The sequence below is a fragment of the Pseudobdellovibrionaceae bacterium genome, assembly GCA_023954155.1.
Taxonomy (GTDB): domain Bacteria; phylum Bdellovibrionota; class Bdellovibrionia; order Bdellovibrionales; family UBA1609; genus JAMLIO01.
Genome location: JAMLIO010000005.1, coordinates 122,190 through 144,917 on the forward strand (window position 1 = coordinate 122,190; position 22,728 = coordinate 144,917).

The following is a 22,728-nucleotide window of genomic DNA, read 5'->3' on the forward strand; positions in this document are numbered from 1 at the left end:
AGTATAAAAGATTTGAAATTATAATAGAAGAGTATGTATTTGGAAGATTGTAATTGAAGCTCATTATTTGTAAGTAGAAGACGAAACAATTTTAAATAAGAAAAAGAGTGAATAAGTGGAATTACATAGTGCGGAAAAAGAACTCAAAGATCACCTAGGGCTATTTTTTGATAGTCTGAAGGTGGGCGATATAGTGCTTTTGCGTGCTGATCTCGGAATGGGTAAAACCACTTTAGTACGAAACTTTGTCGAAGATCGTTTTGCCAAAATAGAAAAAGACACTCTATTTGTCGAAACAGAGAAAGACGCCCAGCTTACCGAAATAGAAAAAAATACAACAGAGAATCGTTTTACCCAAGTAGGAGAAGCCGCTAAACCTAACTTACGTGCCGTTCAGTTCTCATCTCCCAGTTATAATTTAATTCAAGAGTACAAGCTTAAGAATTACACCATCTATCACATTGATCTCTATCGTCTAGAAGACGAAGATCAAATTGCTTCAGTAGGATTATGGGATGTCTTAGATGATCCTAAATCCATCATTTTTATCGAATGGGCCGAAAGAATTGATCCAGAAGATCTACCAAATCGCCCCACCTATGAAATCAAAATCACCCACCCAGATTATGTATTAGAAGACACCGTTAGCGCACTTGATGATGAACCTAAAAATAAGTTTATTAACGAATCTGATGGTGACTCCCAAAACAATTCCATTCATAAATCTGATAATGGGTCTAAAAAAAATCCTACTCACATTCTTGAAAGCGAAGATGAATTTCTCAATGACTCCCGCCAATACACAATTACAAAAATCAACAGTCCTTTAAATTTTTAAATTATATCTGGTTTTTTTAATTTTTACCTCGTCTAAAAATTGAGGGCTCAGTAATTTTCTATAGATGACACCCAACTCAGCACCAAGCCTCAAGTTATTCTATATCAAATATCAATGTTATGCGAGCAGCTTGATGATGTCCAAGTCAACCACCAAGCCGCAATTTGTTCTATACTAAACATCGGCAGCATGTGAGCCACCCACAACGCTCAACTCAGCCACCAAGTCTCATATTTATTCTATGTCTCTCTGGTTACAGTGAAAACATAACAGTCGCAAATTATGCACGTGAGTCTGCCCACCAGGTTATGCTGTTTGATATGATCTAAGTGTAAATTAGTAGGAATGACATCGAGTGCACTGGGCTTTATCTCTATGCCAAATGATGCTTTCTATCTTTATGAATATATCTAGGATTTTTATTAAAATGATCTTTAATAATGACAAGTTGATTGTTGCAAATCACCCTGAACGTTCAGGGTAGAGAGTTGTTTTTTTACAAGAGCTTGAACTTGTTTTATGAAGAATTAAATTCAGTGTCGTGAGTCGTTGAACTCGAAATTGTAGATTGTTGATGAGAAACGCCTTCTATAGCTTCTTTTTGCCAAACTTCTTTTCTTGAAGTTTTTCAGAGGCAAGATCAGCTAGGGTTTCAATGAACTCTGCCATAGACATATTATAGGCTGGTCCCACAGAGATTTCGTGGCTTCTAGTTTTTGCTCTAACAATTTTGACATGTTAAAGCTCACATGAGTATGTGTGGGACTGACTTGTTTTTGAGTTTCTTGGGGCAAGGGCGGGGAAAGCGAAATTTCTTTTTGTCCCTCACGAACAGATTTATTTGACGAGTTTTTTAAGGATTGAAGCTGGGGTTTAGTATTTTGTTTTCATTAAAAAACCTTGAGCTTGATTGATATTAGAAAGACTAAGTTCACCAGAGTTAATCTTTGAGCCATACTTTCAGGTATTTGCTTTAAAAGTCTCATGGCTTGAATTGTCTATATTTGATCTGAAGAGTATTTGGGTTCCCTGCAAGCATAATCAAATAAAGCTACTGCATTTATATTCCACAAAAGTTTACGCTGTTCACTTCTTTAAGATGATACAGAATAGTTGTTAGGAGAGTTCTTTCTTCTGCAACTAGTTTTCTTAAATCAGAATTCAGTTGATCGTCAGTTAAGTGTTTTAAGTTCATGATTTGGTATCCAGGGTTAAACATATTTTGTAAGCTAGTGAATGCTTTTTTTCTATTTCTATTTCTATTTCTATTTCTATTTCTATTTCTATTTCTATTTCTATTTCTATTTCTATTTCTATTTCTATTTCTATTTCTATTTCTATTTCTATTTCTATTTCTATTTCTATTCAACACAGATATACCACGAGTTTTAAAAATGTAATTTTCTAAGGTTTGAAGTGCAGTATAAATACCAGTATATAAGAGATATAAAGCAATTCTAAAGAAGCTCCGAATGCTTGAGACAAAAGTTTTGGGATAACTAAATAGCAATTATTGTCGGAGGTTTTAGGGATCAAGAAAATGTGTCAAATTATTTTTGTAATTTTATATTTTGCGTTGGATATTTATGATGTAACATCATTTGGATTTTTAATTTTTATAGATGAAAATTTGAAGCAGAAATGAGAGCAATTTATTTAAAGTTTTTTTACTCTGAACATTCATGAATATGAATATTTCACGGTCTGATAGAGACGATCTAGATTCTTCATTCAGAGAAAAATCTGAGTCGCTCAAATGACAGATACATGCTAAACCATTTCACTCTGAATGTTCATAAATATGGACATCTGAAATGCTGATAACTACGATCTAAATTTTCTACTCTGAACGTTCACAAATCTAAACGTCTCGCGACTTAACTGCTTATTAACCTACTTTTTTGAAAATATCTTGGTTATTTGTATTGGTGTTTGTGAACTCATACACCTCAGACACTTCAACGTTGGCATTAAAAGTTTTAAAAATTTCAAAAGTAGTGGGGGACACCAGAATTAAAAGTTCATCGTCCTGTTTGGCATAAAATTCGGGATAAAAACAAGCCACATATTTCATGTCCTTGTATTTGTAAAAGGCAATGCTCTCGTGACCTTGTGTGAATTTAAGTTGGCTTTTACCACAGTAAGTTTGAATCTGTGTCAGCAGCTCAATATTATCCAAAGCATTGTCCAGCATAAAAGGAATATTGTATTTTTTGGTGGCCCATTTTTTATAGTCTTCAAAGTTTAGGGCTCCTGACTTTAAACCATAAAATAAAGGTGAGCATCCCATAGGAGCTTTGTCCTTAAGCTCGGCATATTTTTGTGCACTGACGTTTAAAGCCTCACACCACGATTCCAACATACATCCCTCTTTTCTGTAGCGATATTAAATTATCGGTAAAACGAACCCGTAATTGAGCTAAGACAGGAAATATAGCCTTTGGCATGGGATTTATTTCCCCTATCTGTATTTAAACCCATACAGGTAAATAGTGTTGCTAGAAAGTCCAAGAAATATCTTGGAAATCTAGGATTTTGCAAGAAAGCCTAAGAAATGTTGGAGATCTAGAGTTCTGCCAAAAAATCTAAGTGACGATGGAGTATAGTCTTATTAAGAGGTTCTAGCGCTGAGTGAGCTTCCTGTGGGGCACGATCTCTACCTAGCTCATAATAAATGCCATTGCCAGAAGGCTGAAAAGCCTCTAAAAAGTGTAGGAGATATCACAGGTTAAAGGGCTTGGAAATGGAGCGAAAGCAGCGACTTTGATAAACTCTCACCTAGGGAGGCACGTCTTTTGAAATGGAATCAAAAGTTACGGCTTCAACACTACGAGTGTTGGCTCCCTAGAGAGGCTCGCTATTTGAAATGGAAAAGAGACGCTCCTAAGAACGAAGAAGATAATAAAGCTAAAAGGCTATTAAATGGAATCTATAGTATATTTGGATCATAATGAGACAAAACTATCATCGACGAGGGAAAAGTGTCACAGCAAAGCGTAAGATGTTATTTGGATCATAATGCGACAACTCCTATAGACGAAGAGTTGATGGGGTACATTGGTGAGTTTCTGCCGTATTGGGGAAACCCTAGCTCCATATACACCTCGGCCCGCGAGCCCAAGCGCATCCTTCGTGAAACCCGACGCAAACTTGCGGAACTGATCGGCTCCCACCCTCTAGAACTGATCTTTACCAGTGGGGGAAGTGAAGCCAACAATCTGGCCCTTAAAGGTCTGCTTGAGCATTTCAAAACTTTAGGCAAGGACACGCTAGTGACCTCAGCTGTAGAGCACCCCAGTGTTTTAAATACCGTAAAGGCCATCGCCAAGTGGGGATGGAATGTCGAGATCATACCTGTGAACAGACAAGGAGAGTTGGATATTAAGCAGTATCAAAAAGTTCTTGCGACCCAAAAAGTGGGACTTGTCTCTTTCATGGCCGCGAATAACGAGACGGGAGTCATTTTTCCCATCAAAGACCTATGTCAAATGGCTCATGAGTATGGTGCTCTTTTTCACTGTGATGCGGTTCAATTCTTTGGAAAAAAAGAGTTCTGCCTTAAAGACTTAAATGTGGATTTGGCTTCTTTTTCAGCGCATAAATTTTATGCCTTAAAAGGTTGCGGAATACTTTATTGTCGTAAAGGTCTGCCTCTTGAAAGCCTTATCCATGGCGGAGGACAGGAGCGTTCCCGTAGAGCAGGCACAGAAAACATTTTAGCCATCGCCGCCCTTGGTTTTATGCTTGACAAGATTCCAGATATTCTAAGCCGTTTGCAAGAGGTTGAAAAACTGCGCGATCATTTTGAAGCTCAAGTCAAAGAGAAGATCGCAGACATAGACATCACTGCCCACGGGCAGAGCCGCTTGTGTAACACCTCTCACTTGATCATTTCGGGTGTTGATGGTGAGAACATGTTGATCAACCTAGACCTTAAGGGGTTTGAAGTCAGCACGGGGGCCGCTTGCAGCGCGGGAAGCCCCGAACCCAGCCCTGTGCTTTTAGCTATGGGAATCTCAAAAGCCGAAGCCCAAAGTTCACTGCGAGTCAGCCTAGGAAAAGCCACAACCCTAGAGCACATCGAGAGTTTTGTTCAAACACTTGTCGACACAGTAGAAAAGCTTAGAGAGTTAAGCGGGTACAAGTCCCAGATATAATAAGATCAAGCCATAGTTAAGCGGCACAAAACCCAGACATGATAAGCTCAAGTCATAGTTAAGCGGCACAAAACCCAGACATGATAAGCTCAAGTCATAGTTAAGCGGATACGAATCCCAGATATGATGAGTTGAAAGCGAGAGTAATCAAGTAAAGATATCCAATAGCTTTTTTGCAAAAGTAGGGCTTCTTTTTGTCACTTTAAGGTGGGGCTTGATGGCTTGAGCTTGTCATGTCTAGGATCTGTGAGGCCATCTCTCACTTGAAGTCTTGGATATAACCTATTGAAATATCATATAAATACAGAAATTTAATGGGCTCATAATAGAAAATTATGGCTTCTTTGGTGGTCTTTATATTGCATATCTTACATATGATGATGAAATCGCTATTGGGCCTTGGTGCCTCCTTATTATTATTGTGGTCTTCGTTGAGCTTTGCTCAATCTGTAAGTCTTGTGGACTGTGAAAGAGTTCGTTGTCTGACTCCTCAAGATGAAAAAGTACAAAGACAACAAGATCAAAAGTTGGCCCAACATAAAGTTAATGCCACACCTCAGTCTGCATCGGCCTCGCAATCAGTGGCATCGACATCTGGTCATACATCTAAATCGCAGTTAAAAAATAAATCCAACTCCGCAACTCAGAGCAAGTCAGGTTCCAACACCACATCTTTAAAAACATCAAATGCATCGGCCTCATCTAATGCCTCAGAAGTTTTAAACAGAGACTCTATGACGTTACAAGAACAGCAGACCTACTTTGCGCAAAACCCTTGGAGTTTTGTGTTAGACGTTGGTGCTTATAGAAGTCTAGATGAGCTTTCGGACTACTATTCTACTTATTCTGTATCAGGCCAATATCAATTTAAAAAGAATGTCTTTTTAAGCTTCAACCTAGGTTATGATTCGATCCTTTATTCCGCTTTTGATAAGTCTTTTGTATTTAATGGAGAGAGTTCCAACCCAAGACTTTATGGACTTACAGATTTACGCCTTGGTGTGAGTTTACCAGGTTATATCAGACTAGATGAAATTCAATCCATTGTGACTTTTAGCTCAAGACTGACTTTGCCTACATCTATGCGCTCACGTGATAAGTCTTTAGTGGCGCAACTTGTAAGTACAGCCCAAATGCGCACACGGCTCACACCTAAATTGATGTCTGCGGTGAGTGCCTCTTTGGTGCTGGCTCACTTTAAATATGATGATGGGGATGCCATGGGCTATGAGGTGAATTCACCTTTGGGCACAGTACTAGGAGCGTCTTTAAGTTATAACGTTTGGAAGAAAATCAGTATGTATGGAGCTTTTTCGGCTCACGCTAGATACGACTATGACTCCAACCTGGATTGGATTGAAACGGTCAATGCAGGGGTATTATTTCCCATTGGTGATAAGATACAAATGAATTTAGATTATATGTGGCGCGATCGTGCGATCACTAACGATAGATTATTTGACAACAATAAAAGTTATTACAGTTTAGGACTGTCTTATAGCATTTAAAACAACGGCGAACCGTGGTTTTGAATCATAAAGGAGAAAAAGTATGAAACTAAAGCTAACCCTAATGTTATTCTCAGCAGCCTTTGTTTTGCAGACGGGATGTGTGAAAAAGCGACCAGATATGATCTCGCCAGCACACACGGACCCCGAGCAGTTCAGAGAAATTCCTAAAGGTGGAGACATTGATTCATTTTTAAATGCAATTGATGACCCTGCTGTATCACATGTGAAAGCTGAAAGCGTTTCAGGACACGTGATCATCACAGGCGAAACGGCAACTATAGGTGATCTTTCAGACGCAGCAAGTGTGAGAATTTCTCCTGATGCAGGATTTGAGTTTCCGCATTACGTTGAGTTTCAGACCAATGCTCCTTTATTGGCTTCACACATTGATCAAATCAAGCTATTTGGTAAGGCAGGTACGGAATATAAAGTTCGTTATGAGCTGACCCCCAAGTATTTAAAAATTTATAAAGAGATCCCTGCCAAAGACATGACTCACTACGAGGCCCCTTATAGTAAAAAGATGGGCAATGACACATGGTGGGTTCCTGTTGGTGGTTATGGTATCAGCTATTTCAGCAGACAGCATGTGGTGAATGCCGATAAAAGAAAGACCAATGTGATTGATTTTTATCCAGTGGCCCCAGAAAACTATAAGACTGCAACCCACTATAAATTAGATAAAGAGTCGTTCATCCCTTTTACTCGTGTTTCAAAGAGCAACTTATTTCCGTTTGAATACTTTAAAGGAGATTGGTATTTTGCAACAACCATCGTATCGACTCGTCAAGGTCAAGAATCCTCAATGGGATACTTTGATGCAGGTATGGACTCATCTTTAAGAGCCCAAGCCACACGCATTAAGTTTTTACGCGGTAAAGACTTCTTACGTGCGGTGAACGTGGTTGTGGATGACAGAGCCCATATCCCTGAAGACCAACTTAACGACGCCTTAAACATTCCAGCCGAGTGGTATGACTTCCGTGTTAAAACCGACGGAAAATTTGAAAGTTTAGCCGAAGAGATTTTTCCTGCAAACGACTTTAACCAAAGAAGATATGTAGGATTGGATTTTAAACTGGTAAAGGCCATTGCTGTGGATGGAAACTCTGCAAGTCAAACTGCAGACTATTTTCGTGGTTTGGAGTTATCAGATATTAAATTTTCTAAAGATACATTTAGCTTTACAGTTCACACTGTGGCTAGTGGTATCAAAAGAAGATACTCTTTTATGAGACTTAAAGAGTCTGATTATAAACCTAGAGTGTACTTTAAAGAAGACTCTAAGGTGTTTGGGCTATTTAAAACGCAAAAGTTTAAATTGATTGATATTAACAATTATGGTGAAGGGGACTCTGAAAAAGACGTTCTGATCAATAGATTTAACCCTAATAAGAACATCACGTTTAGATTTTCGACTTTAACACCTAAATTAGCTCAGGGTGAAACCGATGTCTACGGCCTAAAAATTGATTATAGAAAAATCGGAGCCAACTCTGTAGCCTACTGGAACCGTGTGTTTGAACTTGTGGGTGCCAAATCCAGAGTGCATCTTGATGACCAAGATGATAACGAGCTTGGGGACTTTGAATATAACACCATCAATATCATCACCAACCTTGCAAATGATGGATCGGGTGGTGTGGGACCGACTATTGCTGATCCTACAACAGGTGAGATCATCAATGGTACAGTCAACGTGTATGTGGCAACCACCATTGCCAATATTTCTAGGGACTTGAATAAAGTTTTAAATATTGAAAGAGGTTTAATCAGTGACACGGTCTTTTCTGAAGACATCAGTAAACGCGAGATCATGAAGGGATTTGTGGCTGAAGTCAGACACTTCTGTCCAGACCTTGTGTCTTATGCGCGTAAGACTAAAAAACAAATTTTTAACGACTCTTTAACAGACAGACCTTATATCAATGCCTGTTTGGAAAAGATTGCCCCTAAGCGTATCGAAGCCATCACGGTGCACGAGATGGGACACACGCTAGGGTTACGTCATAACTTTTATGGTTCTTATGATAAAGACAACTCGATTGCTTCGACTCAAGAACTCAAAGAGCTTTTCCCAGTTCATCGTTTCCAAGATTTGCATAAGTATTTACCTGAGGACAGGTTCTTAGGTAGAACTTCATCTTCAATGGATTACTTTCAGACATGGTTCTCTGGTGATAACGGTATTATGAACATCACACCGTCCTACTCAGACTTTTATGCGATAGCCTACTCTTATGCAGAAAAGATTCCTGTGGCAGGAAGTAACAAGCTTGCATTTAAGCCTATCAATACAAATACGGATCTAAGTTCACAAAAGTCAGGCTTACGTCCTACCTTGTACTGTACTGATGAGCAAGCCATGTTCCGTGCTGATGGAACGCAAGTGATTGACCCAGCCTGCGCACTGCATGACTACGGTCAGTCTTACAAAGAGATCATTGAGTACCATTTTGATAGATACAGAAATGATGTGGTTGTAGGTATGAAAAAGATCGGTCGTCAGCACTTTACGGCAAGTGGTGGTGTGCGTGGTAATGCCTTGGTGGGAATGTCGGCAGTATACTCTAACTGGAGATATAACTTACGATCTTACCTTTCAGATCCTAATGATGCGACATTACTCAACTACGATGAAGCTAAGTTTGAAAATTTGATGAATTCCATCAAGAATGGAAAGTCCAAACTGGCTGGGGATGTGGGAATTTCTGACTTGTACTACAAGTACATGATGGAAATTTTAAATATGACCAATTACTATTGTGTGACCAAAAACATCCAAACTGGTAAGATCAACATCCGTGAATTTAGTGATGTACAAGAGAAGTTCATTAACGATTCTGATGATCTTACTGTTACGTCTTGTAAGGATCAGGTGGTTGTAAGTGGTTTAAAAGATCCTGAATATAATGAAGAGGTGATCACTGAGTTAGGTATTCCAGTGAATAACATCCGTTTTTCTAAAAAACTTGAAGACACTGTGGACACTCCAGACATTATTGGTGTGGGTGGCGATCGTGTCATGGTGGGTGAACTGCTTTCGGGTATCAACCATAAGCTTCTTAGACCTACTGCAAGTGTGGGTCTTGTGGCCACTGTTTTACATGAGCCAAAGTTTTACAAAGATTTTAAAGCTAGAACTATGGAGCGTTTCTTTGTGGGTCTAGATATTTCTGATCGTGTGAATTACGCTTTAAAAGAAGCGGGATCTTCATTACAAGTTGAGGACACAAAGCGATTTAAAAAGTTTAAAGAAGAGTCTAATATTTATATGACTCAGCTGATTTCGCTACTGAAGTCCAACATTGGTTCGAATGGAGTGACAAAGACTGCACAACTACGTGACTTTAACATCATGCCTGCTCAGCACAGATTAGAAATCCCTGGTGGGGCTTACTCTGTAAAAGTAGGACCTGTGTATTACTACACGGGAGTTCAAAATCAGTTTGCGGGACTTTTGATTGATAGATACAAAACTATGAATAACCCGCTTTATGTGAACTTTGGAACAACACCTACCGTTCAAAATGCGTTTGAAGCTGTACTGGATTTGACCACAAATTTACCTTTGGGTATTGAAGCCAGAAGTGACTATGTCTCTAAGGTGACAGATCTCAATACTTTATTTGTAAACTTGCAAAGAATTATTGAAGAGAGCCGAGGAGATCAAGAGATGATCAAAGAGGTCAGTCTTGCGGTATCGCCTTATGGTCAGGCCATCAATGAGATGTCTATGCTTTCACAAGTGGTTATGGCAGGAAAGCAGTCTGGAAAGGCAGAGATCGAAGTTGAAATCGAAGTAGAAGGTGAAGAGCAGCCACAAAAACGTGTGATCAATGTAGCAGAAGCGGAAGCCATTTTGAAAAGGCTTTCTGAATCAGGCTTTGCTGGTGAACTTCAAACTCAATTCGGTATCACGATTCCAGTTACACAGATGGGTCTTGTGAAAAACTATCTGCAAGTCAAACTTCCTGGAGCTGTAGGTCTTTGGCAGGAGCGTGTTCCTGAGAACATCAACTACGTGCAAGACTTTGAACAGCAAGAGGCTACTTTTTATAAGCAGCAGCTTGAGTCAGTGATTAAGCAGTTCGCAGGCCTTGATGTGACTAGGTAATTTCTTCAGATTGTATTTAATTATAGTAGAGCTTATAGCGCGAAACGTTATAAGCTCTTTTTTTAGATAAATTAAGATTTTTAACCCGATGCGGCTCAAATCTACTACGTTTTAATTCATCGTCAAAAATTCCTAATCTTGCCGCCATTTTTCTATCCAATTCTTGATCCATAAGTAATCGTTATAGATTGTGTTAATTAAAAGTATTTAACAAGCCCCGTAAAAAAGTCTAGATTCTAGCGTTGGGAGGGGCGGTAAGAAATGGATTTCTTTTACCACAAGCGGCAAGCTGTTCTTGCATTAGGGATGATGATTGGGATGATGGTTTTTGGCCATACATCTTGGGCACAAACACTCGAAGAACAACGGCTGCAATCAAGACAAAAATTTAATTTTCTAAATGATGTGACTTTGGATACCAACCCACAGCCCTTAGACGCTATAGATAACAGCAGTGGGATGACCTACACTCTGGGCATTAAGTATTCACCTGAAACGATCAAAAGATCCAACGTTTGGCTTTTAACCAGAATCTCTAAAAGATTTAACGGCGAAGAGATATTGGGTCTTTTAGACACCATTATCAGATTTGAAAAGTCAGTGGATCCATTCATGGGATGGGCGCCTAGGTTTCGTGTGGATGTCACATTACCGACAAACGAATTTATGCACGAACAAACAAGCTTTGTAGGTGCGGGAAGCGCACAAGTGCGTTTGGGACGAAGTCTACTGACTCCTAAACTTTACTTTTTGTGGCTGAACACTTTGAGATGGAACTTCCACCAATATCGCGTGTCTGAAATTGGAGCCGTCAACATTCAAAACACCTTATCCAGTTTTGGTGTGGCTAACTACTCTGTAACTGAAAAGTTACAAGTAGGAGCTGAGTTTGGATGGTCATGGGCCAGAACCTATGGTGGCAATATCAGAAATAACTATTTATTAGGAGGTTATGCCTCTTACGTGATCACTCCTGAGTGGAGTGCTACGATGGGTGCGAGCACACAAGCTAGCCCCCTTACTGCTGATGGACAAAGTTCAAACATTAAGTTTTTTAACGAGAGATTTACAACCACATACTTAAGTGTCACACACTTTATGTAGTGGGTTTGTTTCTAGGGAGGGGAAAAGTCAATGAAACAAATACCAAACACAATCCTTAAAGTTATAGGTGCCGTAGCCATGGCTTCAGGCCTTATTGCTTGTGGTGCTGAACGAGAGCACAAGCCTTTACCAAAAATTGAAGTTTTTAGTAAAAGCAGTATTGATACGGAAGCCGAGTATCTGTATGTGCCTTCGACAGATCAGGTGTCTAGATCTACCAATCAGGGACGACCTTATTGGCAAGGTGATGCGAGAATCGTAAAGCTGCGTTTTGAGAAGAACCATCTTGTGGCTTATGCTCAAGAAAAAGACGACAGATTCTCTGACAACACGACCAACAACAAGCCTGTGTTTCGAATTCCTATTCGTCACATCGACTATCGTGAAATGCGTGATCCTTTTGGTGAAGGCACAAACATAGAAGAAGAGAACAACTATATTGACTGGTCAAAGCGCAAATACTTTGAGCCTAAACCTGAGCAGTTCGCTTTTACAGATGTGAATATGTTGCCATCTGAATTTGGTAAGATATTTGGTTATGAGTGTTCGTCTATGACAGGACAGTCTGAACTTAATTTTGATGTGAAAGACTCTGGCATTGATATCGTGATCAAAAGAGACTACCGCACCAATTACTTCTGTGACACATCGGTGATGGACCTATTTGACCTGTCTTGGTCAGAGGTGACTCACTACTCTTTAGTACCTATGAAAAATTTAATTGCAGAAGACTATGACCCCATTATCTATAAAAGAGATTGGGAAAATACCTTTGGTTTCTTTCAAACATTAGATCAAAAGTATGACAGTGCTAACAGTCCTACTCAGAACGAAGAAGTTTACTATATGAATCGTTGGAACCCCCAACGTAAAGAAGTGGTTTACCATCTTGATCCTAAGTTTGAAAAACCAGAAAACAAATCTATCAAAGAAGCGACTTTGATTGGGTTTGAGCGTTTAAATAAAGGCCTAGAAGAAGCAGGTGTGAACTTTAGACTTGTTGTGAAAGAAGGTCCACAAGACATGCTTCCTGGGGACTTACGTTACACATCTGTTGTGATCGTGGAAGATCCACTGGCTGTGGGTCTATTGGGTTACGGTCCGTCTGTGGCTAACCCTAGAACGGGAGAACTGGTTCAAGCTAGAACCGTGATGTACCCAGGGGTGATGAAACAATTTATCCGTATGGCTTATGATGAAGTGTTAAGGCTTGAAGCTGAGCGCGAAAAGCAAGCTTTAGCGGGCAATAAGCTTTTAGCTCAAGATGCCAACATCGTAAATCAGTTGCGTGATTTTGCTCAAGGCAGTGTAGAGGTCAGACAACAGACAGCATGGAAACCACATCGTGGAGACATGTCCCACTTAGCTCTTGCTGCTACAAGTACTGTGGAGCCGTCTTCTACAGATGATGGAGAAGAACAAGGGGAACCTAGACTAGGAACCTTAGATCGTAACATCTTTGATAAACCTCCTGTTGTGGATAATAGAGGAGTCTTATCACAAGATTTTGTAAAGCGCGGAGACTGGATGTTGTTTGACAGAACCGCTCATGCCTTACGTTCTATGTTTCAAGGATTCCAAAATCAAAATGATCCTGAGAAATTTGATATTGATCAGTTAGATATCATTGATTTTTACTCTAGAAACAATATGACTCCTGCCAGAGAGCAAACCTTTATTGATATTGCAGACACTGTACTTAGAGATGAGGTTTTGGCTTTAGGACAAAAAGTACCTTGGGATAAACTAGATGAGTCCGTGCGTGCTCAGATTGTAGACCTTGTGATGCCTTATGTATGGATTCCTACATTCATCCATGAAGTTGGACACAATTTAGGTTTACGTCATAACTTTGCGGGTTCTGAAGATAGAGATAATTTTTACTCTCTACAAGAGTTAGCTGATCGTGGGATCACTTCAGATATGGGTTCTCCATACGCTTCAATGATGGAGTACACTAAATCTGAAATCACCTCTCTTAGAGTTCCTGGAAAGTATGACATTGCAGCCTTAAGATACGGCTACAATCAACAAGTGGAATTAGAAGATGGAAGCCTTGTCCCTGTAGGCAAAGGACAAATCCCTGCGGATTTAGGAACATTGAAGGCTTATGAGTACTGTTCAGATGAAGGTGTGTCTTTAAACCCTAACTGTAATCGTTTTGATGAAGGTGTGGGATATGCAGAGATCGCCAAGTCTTTGATCAGCTCTTATGAAGATATGTATAAACTGCGTAACTTCAGAAATGGCAGAGCTAACTTTTCCATGATTGATGACATCTATTACGCTGCAAGAATCAATGGGACCTTTAGGTCTTTAAGACTCATGCTAGAAAGATTCAGCGATATTCTTATGGATTACGATCTGGACATGCAAACAGTGGAAGAGATCGAGTGGCTTAAAGAAATGAATGACGGAGCTAAGATCGCATCGGACTTTTTTGTAAAAATCTTATCCGAGCCAGACTTGAACTGTCTATTGACTCAAAACGGTCAGTTCAGCCAAATGATCTCTTATAAAGAAATCAAAACTTTAACTGGTAGCTTTAATGCGAAAGACTGTTTTGGAATCACAGGTCTTAACACTCAGTTTGCCATTATTGGACAAGTGGGACGTAAGTTTGAAGACGAGAAGTACAGAGACAACCCCAACATTTACTTAGATCAGATTGATGTTCGTGGGGTGTGGATTGATAAGCTTATTGCCTTGAAATATCTTGTGGCTAGAAACTTAAACAACTTCTCTTTTGACAAGAGATCACTGAGTTACCTAGATCACCCTGAAGTAGGTACAGAGATCAATAACGTGATCAAAAACTTACTGATTGGGGATGTGGTGACAAAAACCACGGTGACTTTCTCTGATGGTAGCACTTTGGATGACTTTGAATATGGTCATACCTTCTCTAATGGTTATGAGATTACAAAACCTCTGACCAATTGGGTGGGTAGATACCTTGGAATCAGACATGAAAAGATTGATCTGATTGAAGCTGTGGGACAAGTCTTAGCCAAAGAGATCACTCAAGGTGAAACATCTTTGAATAACGAAAACTTCAAAGAAAGTATTCGTGTGTACGAAAGAATGCCTGAAGATGGTCGTCCTTCTGATGAGTTCGAAGTGTACCGTGTGGGACCAAGAAACTACATCATTTCTGAAGACAATGAAGTGGGATCACAAGCCTTCAAGCGCCTTGGTCTTATGGATTTATATGATAAGTTCAGTCGTGAAGACTTGATTCAGATCTACACTTTAATCTCAAGAGGCATTCCGCTTCCTGCCACAGCCACTGAAGAGCAAAAAGCGGTCTATGCTTCAGGTGAAGCGAATGTGTACCTCTACCTTGTGGGTGAAATGCCAACTAGAGATTACTACTACAAGCTGTTAAGGCAGTCTCTAAACATCTAATTTTGGATGTCTTCGGTCAGCTCTTTAGGTAGGGCTGGCGGAAGAGCTGAAAAATCAGGTGGCTCTAAATGTTGTTGTGATTTTAAAAGCTCAGGGTGTTTCGCTCTGAGCTTTCTTATTTCAGAAAAAAGTTTAAGGTGATCATTATAACTGACCTCAATGGGAATAAATCCATTAGGATAAGAAATCATGTGATAGTATTTATTGGCCATAACTAAACCTGTGTTCATCCCAGCCGTTGCAATGATCATGGTCTCAAGAATAGGAATACCCACAGTAAACTGACTGATCTCCATCAGAGGCACTGTGCCTGTGGAACCCACTAAAGCAAGTTTAGCTCCGATGGTCACAGCAGAACTGAGTCCCCAGTACATTAAGCCTTTTTTCATCACTGCTTTTTTGGGTGAGGTCTCCCATAAGTGAGGGAAGTACACCTGTGTGCGATCACGAACATCTAAGGCGATGATCTCTCCTGACTCTAGCATTTTAAAATCTTTGAACTGCTCTTGGCCGTTAAGCAGTCTTGCAATGGTGCGCCCTTCAAAGGTCACTACATGATAAAGTTTCCCTTCCGCGGTCAAGCCAATAGCAGAGTTGGCTGTTGTGGATTTGAATTCAAAGTCTAAAGTAAAATCGATCCATTTTTCTAAACGCAGTTTGCCTCTTTGCTGAGGACCGATGTCGTTGTTTTGTCTAAACACATCTACATTGTTAAAAAAGATGGCGTTGGTGTTTTGATATAAAAGGTTATTTAAATAATCTGAACAGATATTTTTACCATAAGCAGCATGTGAAAAGCATAAAAGTGAAGCGAAACAAAGTGCTGCCAGTCTTATTTTGTGCCCACTATGAGGGTCCACACAGTGCTGTGTAGCCTTAGACATGGCTCTTAAATATTGAAACATAAACTTACCCCTAGGATGAGTATCTCATGCCATAGGGATAGAAATGTTGGGTATTCATGGGTTTAAAATTGTAATCTTTTTATGCAACAAAACAAATGCAGTTGAGTACATAAACAAGGTTAAAACTGCCCAGCCGCCTTTATTAAAGCTGCCTAGCGGTCTTATTGCCAAGTACAGCCTCTATTAAAACTGTCTAGCGGCCTTATTGACGTCAAGAGCTGCCTCTCGCATAACTTCTGACAAAGTAGGGTGAGCATGGAAGCTTCTTGCGATGTCTTCTGCACTTGCCCCAAATTCCATAGCCACCACAGCTTCTGCAATCATGTCTGAGGCTCTGGGACCTAGAATATGAACACCTAAAATCTGATCGGTTTCTTTGTCTGCTAGAATTTTCACTTGGCCGTCTGTGCACCCTAAGGACTTGGCTCTGCCGTTTGCAGTGAATGGAAACTTACCTGCATTGTAAGCGATCTTTTTGTCTTTAAGTTCTTCTTCAGTGTAGCCCACGCTGGCAAGCTCAGGCCATGTGTAAATGACAGAAGGCACAGTCATGTAATTCACATGACCTGGGAGCCCAGCCAAAGTTTCTGCCACGGCCACGCCTTCTTCTTCAGCTTTATGAGCCAGCATTGGTCCAGGAATCAAATCACCAATAGCATAAATATTAGGAACTGTGGTTTGGTAATGAGAGTTGACCATCACAAAGCCTGCTTTATTTTTTTCAATCCCAAGGTCTTCTAACCCTAGTCCCTCAGAATAAGGACGACGACCAGTAGCGACCAGTACGGTGTCTACAACTAACTTTTGCTTTTCACCTGTTTTTACACCTTCGTACTCGACTTCGACTTTATTATTTTTATTCACTTGAGCGCTGTTCACTTTAGCTTCAAGTACAAATTCCATACCTTGTTTGGTTAAGCTTCGTTGTAAAAGCTTGGACGTGGCAGTGTCACTGGAGGCCGCAATTTTAGATCCGTATTCAATCACTGTGACTTTAGAACCTAAGCGTTTCCACACTGACCCCAATTCAAGCCCAATCACGCCTGCCCCGATCACCACAAGATGTTCTGGGATCACAGGCAAAGATAAAGCACCAGTGGAGGACACAATATTTTGTTCATCAATTTCTATTCCAGGTAAAGTGTTAGCGGCGGATCCCGTAGCTAGAAGTATGTTTTTGGTTTCAAGGGAAGTGGTTTCGCCAGAATCTAGTCGGACTTCCACAGTGTTGGCATTTTTAATCTTTCCAAAACCATAAAAGGTTTCGACCTTATTTTTTTTCATCAAGTAAGCCACACCTGAAGTCAGATCAGAAACCACTTTGTCTTTGCGACCCATCATGCGGTCTAAGTTAATTTTAATTCCAGAAACCGTTAAACCATGATCTTCAAACTCTTCCTGGGCTTGAATGTAGTGCTCGCTGGAATCCAGAAGAGCTTTAGAAGGAATGCACCCAATGTTAAGACAAGTGCCCCCTAAAGTTTTACGTTTTTCGATGATAGCGACCTTAAGCCCCAGTTGGGATGCTCGTATTGCTGAAGTGTATCCACCTGGTCCTGCACCGATCACGACTAAATCAAACATGAATGCCTCTCTCTTTTATTTTGTAATAGAGTTAAATTTCTAGCACAAGACGGCTCGGATCTTCTAGTGCTTCTTTGATTTTAACTAAAAAGCTAACAGACTCTTTACCGTCAATGATTCTATGATCGTAGGAAAGAGCCAAATACATCATAGGACGAATTTGAATTTCACCATCAATCACTACGGGACGCTCTTCAATCTTGTGCATTCCCAAGATGGCACTTTGAGGAGGATTCAAAATTGGAGTCGACATCAAAGAACCATACACCCCACCGTTACTGATGGTAAAAGTTCCTCCGTTGAGCTCATCAATGGTCAATTTGTTACTTTGAGCTTTTTGTCCAAAGTTTTTCACTTGAGCTTCAATTTCAGCAATAGATAAAAGATCAGCGTCTTTGATCACAGGAACAACAAGCCCTCTGGGACCACCCACAGCAATGCCCATATTGACGAAGTCATTATAAATGAACTCTTCGCCATCAATGTAAGCGTTCACGGCAGGGAAGTCGCGTAAGGCCGCCACAGCTGCTTTTACAAAAAATCCCATAAAGCCTAAGCGGATGCCGTATTTTTTTTCAAAGGCGTCTTTGTACTTAGAACGAAGCTCCATGACGGCGGTCATGTCCACTTCATTAAACGTAGTCAAAATTGCGGCGGTCTGTTGAGCTTGCACTAGTCTTTCTGCAATACGTTTGCGAATGTTACTCATCTTTTCACGACGAGAGTCCCTAGCCGTAAAAGTTCTTACTGTCGGTGTAGGCGTTGACTTAGCTACACTGCTTTCTGAAGTTTTAGCTTGAGAAACAGAACCACTTTGAGCGGCCTTTTGGGCATCGTCTTTGGTGATGCGTCCATGAGGGCCAGTACCTGAAATTTTAGACGCGTCTAAATGATTCTCTTCCACGACACGACGGGTAGCAGGACTCAGAGTGTCTGCCATAGGAGATGTTCTAGATGGAGTAGCGGGAGGAGTAGATGTTGATGTAGAAGACTCTGCTTTGCTGCTACTGTTTTTTTCTGTGTCTGCTGATTTTGCAGAAGCGCTAGGTGCTGCGGAAGTGTCAATGGTTCCGACCACCGCTCCGATGGCTACGGTCTCATCAGCAGGAGTGAGAACATCTAGTTTTCCTGCTTTTTCTGCAACGACTTCGACACTGGCTTTGTCAGTCTCTAGGACCAACAGGACATCGTTCTGTTCTACGAAGTCACCAGACGACTTTTGCCATTCAGAAATGATCGCTTCTGTGATGGATTCACCGACTGTTGGGATTTTAATTTCAAGTTTCACGAATACTCCTTTTAACAAATTATGAATTTAAATCTAAGCTGCCTTGTATGATCTCTTCTTGCTCTTTTTTGTGCAATGAAGGCGAGCCTGTTGCGGGACTCGCACGATCAATGCGACCTACATAGTACACAGGAAGGTCGGCCTTTTTGATGGCTTGAAGAGACTGACGAATTCGAGGCATGATAAACGAATAGGCTCCCATATTTTGCGGTTCCTCTTGGGCCCAAATGATCTCTCTTAGATTGGGGTAAGACTTTATCACCTCAGCCACTTGAGAATCTGGGTAAGGGTAAAGCTGCTCGATACGCACTAAAGCCACCTCTTCTGATAAAAGATCAGAGGCTTCTAGGTCAAAGTAGATTTTACCTGAACATAAAACAAGGCGTTTGACCTTGTCTTTTTTAAGAGACCTAGGATCGTCTAACACTTCCATAAAGCGACCCTCAGTTAAGTCTTCGACTTTGGATACGGCTTTAGGATGACGAAGCAGATATTTTGGAGACATCACCACCAGAGGCTTTCTAAAATCACGCTTCACCTGACGTCTCATCGCATGAAACAGTTGGTGAGGAAGAGTGAAGTTACAGACCTGCATATTGTACTGAGCACACAGCTGTAAGAATCGTTCCAAACGAGCACTGGAATGTTCTGGTCCTTGACCTTCATAACCATGAGGCAGAAGTAAAACTAAACCGTTCATCTGGTGCCACTTGGCTTCACCACTGGAAATAAACTGGTCAATGATGATCTGTGCTCCGTTGGCAAAGTCTCCAAACTGCGCTTCCCAAATGGTTAAGAACGTGGGGTCTTGAATCGAATTGCCGTATTCAAAACCTAAAACAGCATATTCAGAAAGAGAGGAGTTATAAACACAGAACTCTTTTTCTGGATTTAAATTTTTAAGAGGGCTGTAAGGTGCGCCTGTCTGAGTGTCAAAGTACTCAGAGTGACGATGCGTGAAGGTTCCACGAATGCAATCTTGACCTGTTAAGCGCACAGAAGTGCCCTCTACAACCAAAGATCCATAAGCTAAAAGTTCTACCAATCCCCATTCCATATTGCCGTTTTGCCACATCTCTTCTCGTGCCTTTAACAGACGCTTGACCTTAGGGTGGAGGTTAAATTCAGCAGGAGGGTGAACAAGTGATTTTAACACCTTTTCCAAAGTCTTTTTAGAAGTGGCCGTTTTCACTGGCGCAGAAAAGTCCTTTGCTGTACCTCTTTTGAAACCTTCCCAAAATTCGGTTAAGGGGAGGGGCTTCACTTCAGGAGGTTCAGCACGCACTTCATCTAACACTTTTTGCAAATTATCCATCTTTTCATCGTAAAAACTTTTAGCGTCTTTAGCATCGAAGAGACCTTCGTCATTCAATTTATTTTTATAAATTTCAAAAGTTGTAGGATGTTTTTTAATCACATCATACATTTTGGGCTGTGTGAACGCGGGTTCATCACCTTCGTTATGTCCAAAACGACGATAACCCACGATTTCAATCACCACATCTTGTTTGAACTGTTGGCGGAAACGCACGGCCATATCCATGGCTCTGACACAAGCTTCAACATCATCCCCATTGACCAAGATGATGGGAGCCTTAATGGATTTGGCAATATCAGAACAGTACTCTGTACTGCGCGCATCACTGGGACTTGTGGTAAAGCCTACTTGGTTGTTCATAACGATATGTATGGTTCCGCCCACAGTGTAGCCTTTAAGTTGAGAAAGTTGAAACGTTTCACTGACCACACCTTGTCCAATCACGGCGGCGTCACCGTGGATCAGAACAGGAACCACTTTTTTTCTTTCGGCTGTGTCTTTAAGAAATCTTTGTTGAGCGCGAACAATACCTAGAACTACTGGATTGACTGCCTCTAAGTGGCTAGGGTTAAAAGCTAAAGAGATTCTTACATCTCCATTTTTGGTTTTCTTTATAGAGTTATAGCCCAAGTGATACTTCACATCGGCATCGTAACCTAACTCTGGGCTTGACCCCATGTGGCCGTCAAACTCCGCAAAGATATACTTCAGTGCTTTTTCCATAAAGTTGGCTAGCACGTTGATACGACCACGATGGGCCATCCCAATAGTGACTCCTTCAACTCCAAGGCTAGCTCCCTTTTCACATAGGTATTCTAAAGCGGGGATCAGAGAGTCACAGCCTTCAATAGAAAATCGTTTTGTACCTACGTATCTGGTGTGCAAAAACTTTTCTAAGGTTTCGGTGCGAGTCAGTTGTTTTAAAAGATTTTGTTTTTGCTCTTTAGACAGTTGGAACTCTGACTTTTCGATCTCTTTGGTGAACCATTCCCTGACTTCGGGGTTACATTCAGCCACTTGAATAGCAAGAGTACCGCAGTACCATTTCTCTAGGTGATCAATGATTTGGCTTAAGGTTTGTTTTTTTAAACCAACAATACCACCCATATCAAATTGCTTATTGGTGTCTATTTCATCTAAACGGAATCGTTTGAAATCTAAAAATGTGGTTTTGCGTTTTTGCAATCCCAGAGGATCAAGGTTGGCTTTGAGATGGCCATAGTCTCTATAGGCTTGAATCAGCTCATACACACCCAACTCTGGAGAATTTTCTGAAAAATCGATAGGCCCACTGTGCTCACTGTAAGTGGGACGACCTTGAGCAAACTCCACTCCCTCAAAGAACTTTTGCCAAACTGGGTCCACACTGTCTGGGTCAGCCTTGTACTGTTCCATCAAGGCTTCTACATATTCCAAGTTGGATCTGTTCATATAAGGAAACTTTTCCATTTTTTTATTACCTCACTAGTGATTTAATCTGCTACCAGTATTTTTTGAAAGCACTTCTTGAATGGTTCCTATGGCTCCAAGTGCGGTGGAAGATTCATAAGGAACAAAGACCTTGTCTCCGTCCTGAGTGACAAATTTTTCAAAAGCTTCAATGTAGGCGTTAGCCACTAAAAACTGTGTGGACAATGTAGCATCCCCTGTAGCTTTTGTGACCGCGTTTAAGGCTTCCATTTTTGCTTGAGCAATCTGTGCAATGGCTTGAGACTCACCCTCGGCCCGACGGATACGAGCTTCACGATCCCCTTCGGCGATATTGATCTGTTCAATCTTTTGTCCTTCAGAACGAGCAATACGAGCTTGTTTGTCTCCCTCAGCTTGAAGAACTTGGGCTCGGCGCTCACGTTCGGCTTGCATTTGTTTTTCCATGGCCTGTTGGATGTCACGAGGTGGAGTAATGTTTCTTAATTCCACACGATTGACCTTAGTGCCCCACTTGTCAGTGGCTTCATCTAGGATTTGTTTTAATTTTGAGTTGATCACATCACGAGAGGCTAAAGTGTGATCTAAGTCCATTTCACCAATTACGTTTCTTAAAGAAGTTTGAGCCAATTGAGCCACTGCAGAAGGTAGATTTTCGATTTCATAAACCGCTTTTACAGGATCAGTGATTTGAATGTACATGATTGCATCTATGCTAATAGAAACGTTGTCTTTGGTGATTACGCTTTGCTCGGGAATATCTAAAACTCTTTCACGTAAATCAATACGGTGAGTGATATAAAGCATTCCTGAGTCCGCCCACTTCATGCCTCTGGGTGCGTCGATAAAAGGGATGATAAAATTGGGTCCACTAGAAAGAATTTTATGAAAGGAGCCCAATCTTTCTACAACCAGAGTTTGGTTTTGATTGACGATGTAGATGCCTCTTAAAATAAAGATAACGACCACACCTAAAAGCCCAAGGGCGACGACTGTTCCACTCATTTTAACTCCTTTTTTGCAGCCCTGTTTTTAACAGGACTAGATTTGAGATCAAGGTTAGAAAAACC

The 22,728-nt window shown here is 40.8% G+C and carries 12 protein-coding genes; 6 read left to right on the forward strand and 6 right to left on the reverse strand.

The annotated features are described in order from the left end of the window. Window positions 1-115 precede the first annotated feature (115 nt). Entirely contained in the window at window positions 116-838 is a 723-nt protein-coding gene (locus M9899_07500) for a tRNA (adenosine(37)-N6)-threonylcarbamoyltransferase complex ATPase subunit type 1 TsaE (GenBank protein MCO5114003.1), read from the forward strand. Window positions 839-2,726: 1,888 nt separating this feature from the next. Here the strand turns inward: M9899_07500 and M9899_07505 are convergent. Then, on the reverse strand, window positions 2,727-3,200 hold the full coding sequence (locus tag M9899_07505; GenBank protein MCO5114004.1) for a hypothetical protein: 474 nt from the start codon (window positions 3,198-3,200) through the stop codon (window positions 2,727-2,729). A gap of 619 nt (window positions 3,201-3,819) precedes the next feature. Between M9899_07505 and M9899_07510 the strand changes: the two genes are divergently transcribed. The 5 genes from M9899_07510 to M9899_07530 all read left to right on the forward strand — a co-directional run bounded on the left by M9899_07510 (window position 3,820) and on the right by M9899_07530 (window position 15,135). Further along, on the forward strand, window positions 3,820-4,995 hold the full coding sequence (locus M9899_07510; GenBank protein MCO5114005.1) for a cysteine desulfurase: 1,176 nt from the start codon (window positions 3,820-3,822) through the stop codon (window positions 4,993-4,995). Window positions 4,996-5,330: 335 nt separating this feature from the next. After that, window positions 5,331-6,503 (forward strand): hypothetical protein, encoded by a 1,173-nt coding sequence (locus M9899_07515; GenBank protein MCO5114006.1) that lies wholly within the window; start codon window positions 5,331-5,333, stop codon window positions 6,501-6,503. Between the two features lie 43 nt (window positions 6,504-6,546). Next, the gene (locus tag M9899_07520) at window positions 6,547-10,623 is read left to right on the forward strand and encodes a zinc-dependent metalloprotease (GenBank protein MCO5114007.1); all 4,077 of its coding nucleotides are present in this window, start codon (window positions 6,547-6,549) and stop codon (window positions 10,621-10,623) included. A 261-nt stretch (window positions 10,624-10,884) separates the two neighbouring features. Further along, window positions 10,885-11,727: a hypothetical protein gene (locus M9899_07525; GenBank protein MCO5114008.1), complete on the forward strand. Its 843-nt coding sequence runs from the start codon at window positions 10,885-10,887 to the stop codon at window positions 11,725-11,727. A gap of 30 nt (window positions 11,728-11,757) precedes the next feature. After that, window positions 11,758-15,135: a zinc-dependent metalloprotease gene (locus tag M9899_07530; GenBank protein MCO5114009.1), complete on the forward strand. Its 3,378-nt coding sequence runs from the start codon at window positions 11,758-11,760 to the stop codon at window positions 15,133-15,135. Here the strand turns inward: M9899_07530 and M9899_07535 are convergent. The 5 genes from M9899_07535 to M9899_07555 form a co-directional block, all read right to left on the reverse strand. Beyond that, on the reverse strand, window positions 15,132-16,040 hold the full coding sequence (locus M9899_07535; protein ID MCO5114010.1) for a hypothetical protein: 909 nt from the start codon (window positions 16,038-16,040) through the stop codon (window positions 15,132-15,134). The two genes, M9899_07530 and M9899_07535, sit on opposite strands and share 4 nt — an antisense overlap. A 183-nt stretch (window positions 16,041-16,223) precedes the next feature. After that, window positions 16,224-17,624 (reverse strand): dihydrolipoyl dehydrogenase, encoded by a 1,401-nt coding sequence (lpdA, locus tag M9899_07540; GenBank protein ID MCO5114011.1) that lies wholly within the window; start codon window positions 17,622-17,624, stop codon window positions 16,224-16,226. A gap of 31 nt (window positions 17,625-17,655) precedes the next feature. Beyond that, a complete protein-coding gene (gene odhB, locus M9899_07545; GenBank protein ID MCO5114012.1) occupies window positions 17,656-18,912 on the reverse strand; it encodes a 2-oxoglutarate dehydrogenase complex dihydrolipoyllysine-residue succinyltransferase in 1,257 nt (418 codons plus the stop codon). 19 nt (window positions 18,913-18,931) lie between these two features. After that, the gene (locus M9899_07550; GenBank protein MCO5114013.1) at window positions 18,932-21,679 is read right to left on the reverse strand and encodes a 2-oxoglutarate dehydrogenase E1 component; all 2,748 of its coding nucleotides are present in this window, start codon (window positions 21,677-21,679) and stop codon (window positions 18,932-18,934) included. Between the two features lie 15 nt (window positions 21,680-21,694). Further along, entirely contained in the window at window positions 21,695-22,663 is a 969-nt protein-coding gene (locus M9899_07555; protein ID MCO5114014.1) for an SPFH/Band 7/PHB domain protein, read from the reverse strand. Window positions 22,664-22,728 lie beyond the last annotated feature (65 nt).

Excerpts from the sequence above, each read along its gene's own strand:
- M9899_07525 (MCO5114008.1), top strand. The coding sequence starts at position 10,885 with ATGGATTTCTTTTACCACAAGCGGCAAGCTGTTCTTGCATTAGGGATG.
- M9899_07515 (MCO5114006.1), top strand. The coding sequence starts at position 5,331 with ATGGCTTCTTTGGTGGTCTTTATATTGCATATCTTACATATGATGATG.
- M9899_07505 (MCO5114004.1), bottom strand. The coding sequence starts at position 3,200 with ATGTTGGAATCGTGGTGTGAGGCTTTAAACGTCAGTGCACAAAAATAT.
- M9899_07530 (MCO5114009.1), top strand. The coding sequence starts at position 11,758 with ATGAAACAAATACCAAACACAATCCTTAAAGTTATAGGTGCCGTAGCC.
- M9899_07520 (MCO5114007.1), top strand. The coding sequence starts at position 6,547 with ATGAAACTAAAGCTAACCCTAATGTTATTCTCAGCAGCCTTTGTTTTG.
- M9899_07550 (MCO5114013.1), bottom strand. The coding sequence starts at position 21,679 with ATGGAAAAGTTTCCTTATATGAACAGATCCAACTTGGAATATGTAGAA.
- M9899_07555 (MCO5114014.1), bottom strand. The coding sequence starts at position 22,663 with ATGAGTGGAACAGTCGTCGCCCTTGGGCTTTTAGGTGTGGTCGTTATC.
- lpdA (MCO5114011.1), bottom strand. The coding sequence starts at position 17,624 with ATGTTTGATTTAGTCGTGATCGGTGCAGGACCAGGTGGATACACTTCA.
- M9899_07535 (MCO5114010.1), bottom strand. The coding sequence starts at position 16,040 with ATGTTTCAATATTTAAGAGCCATGTCTAAGGCTACACAGCACTGTGTG.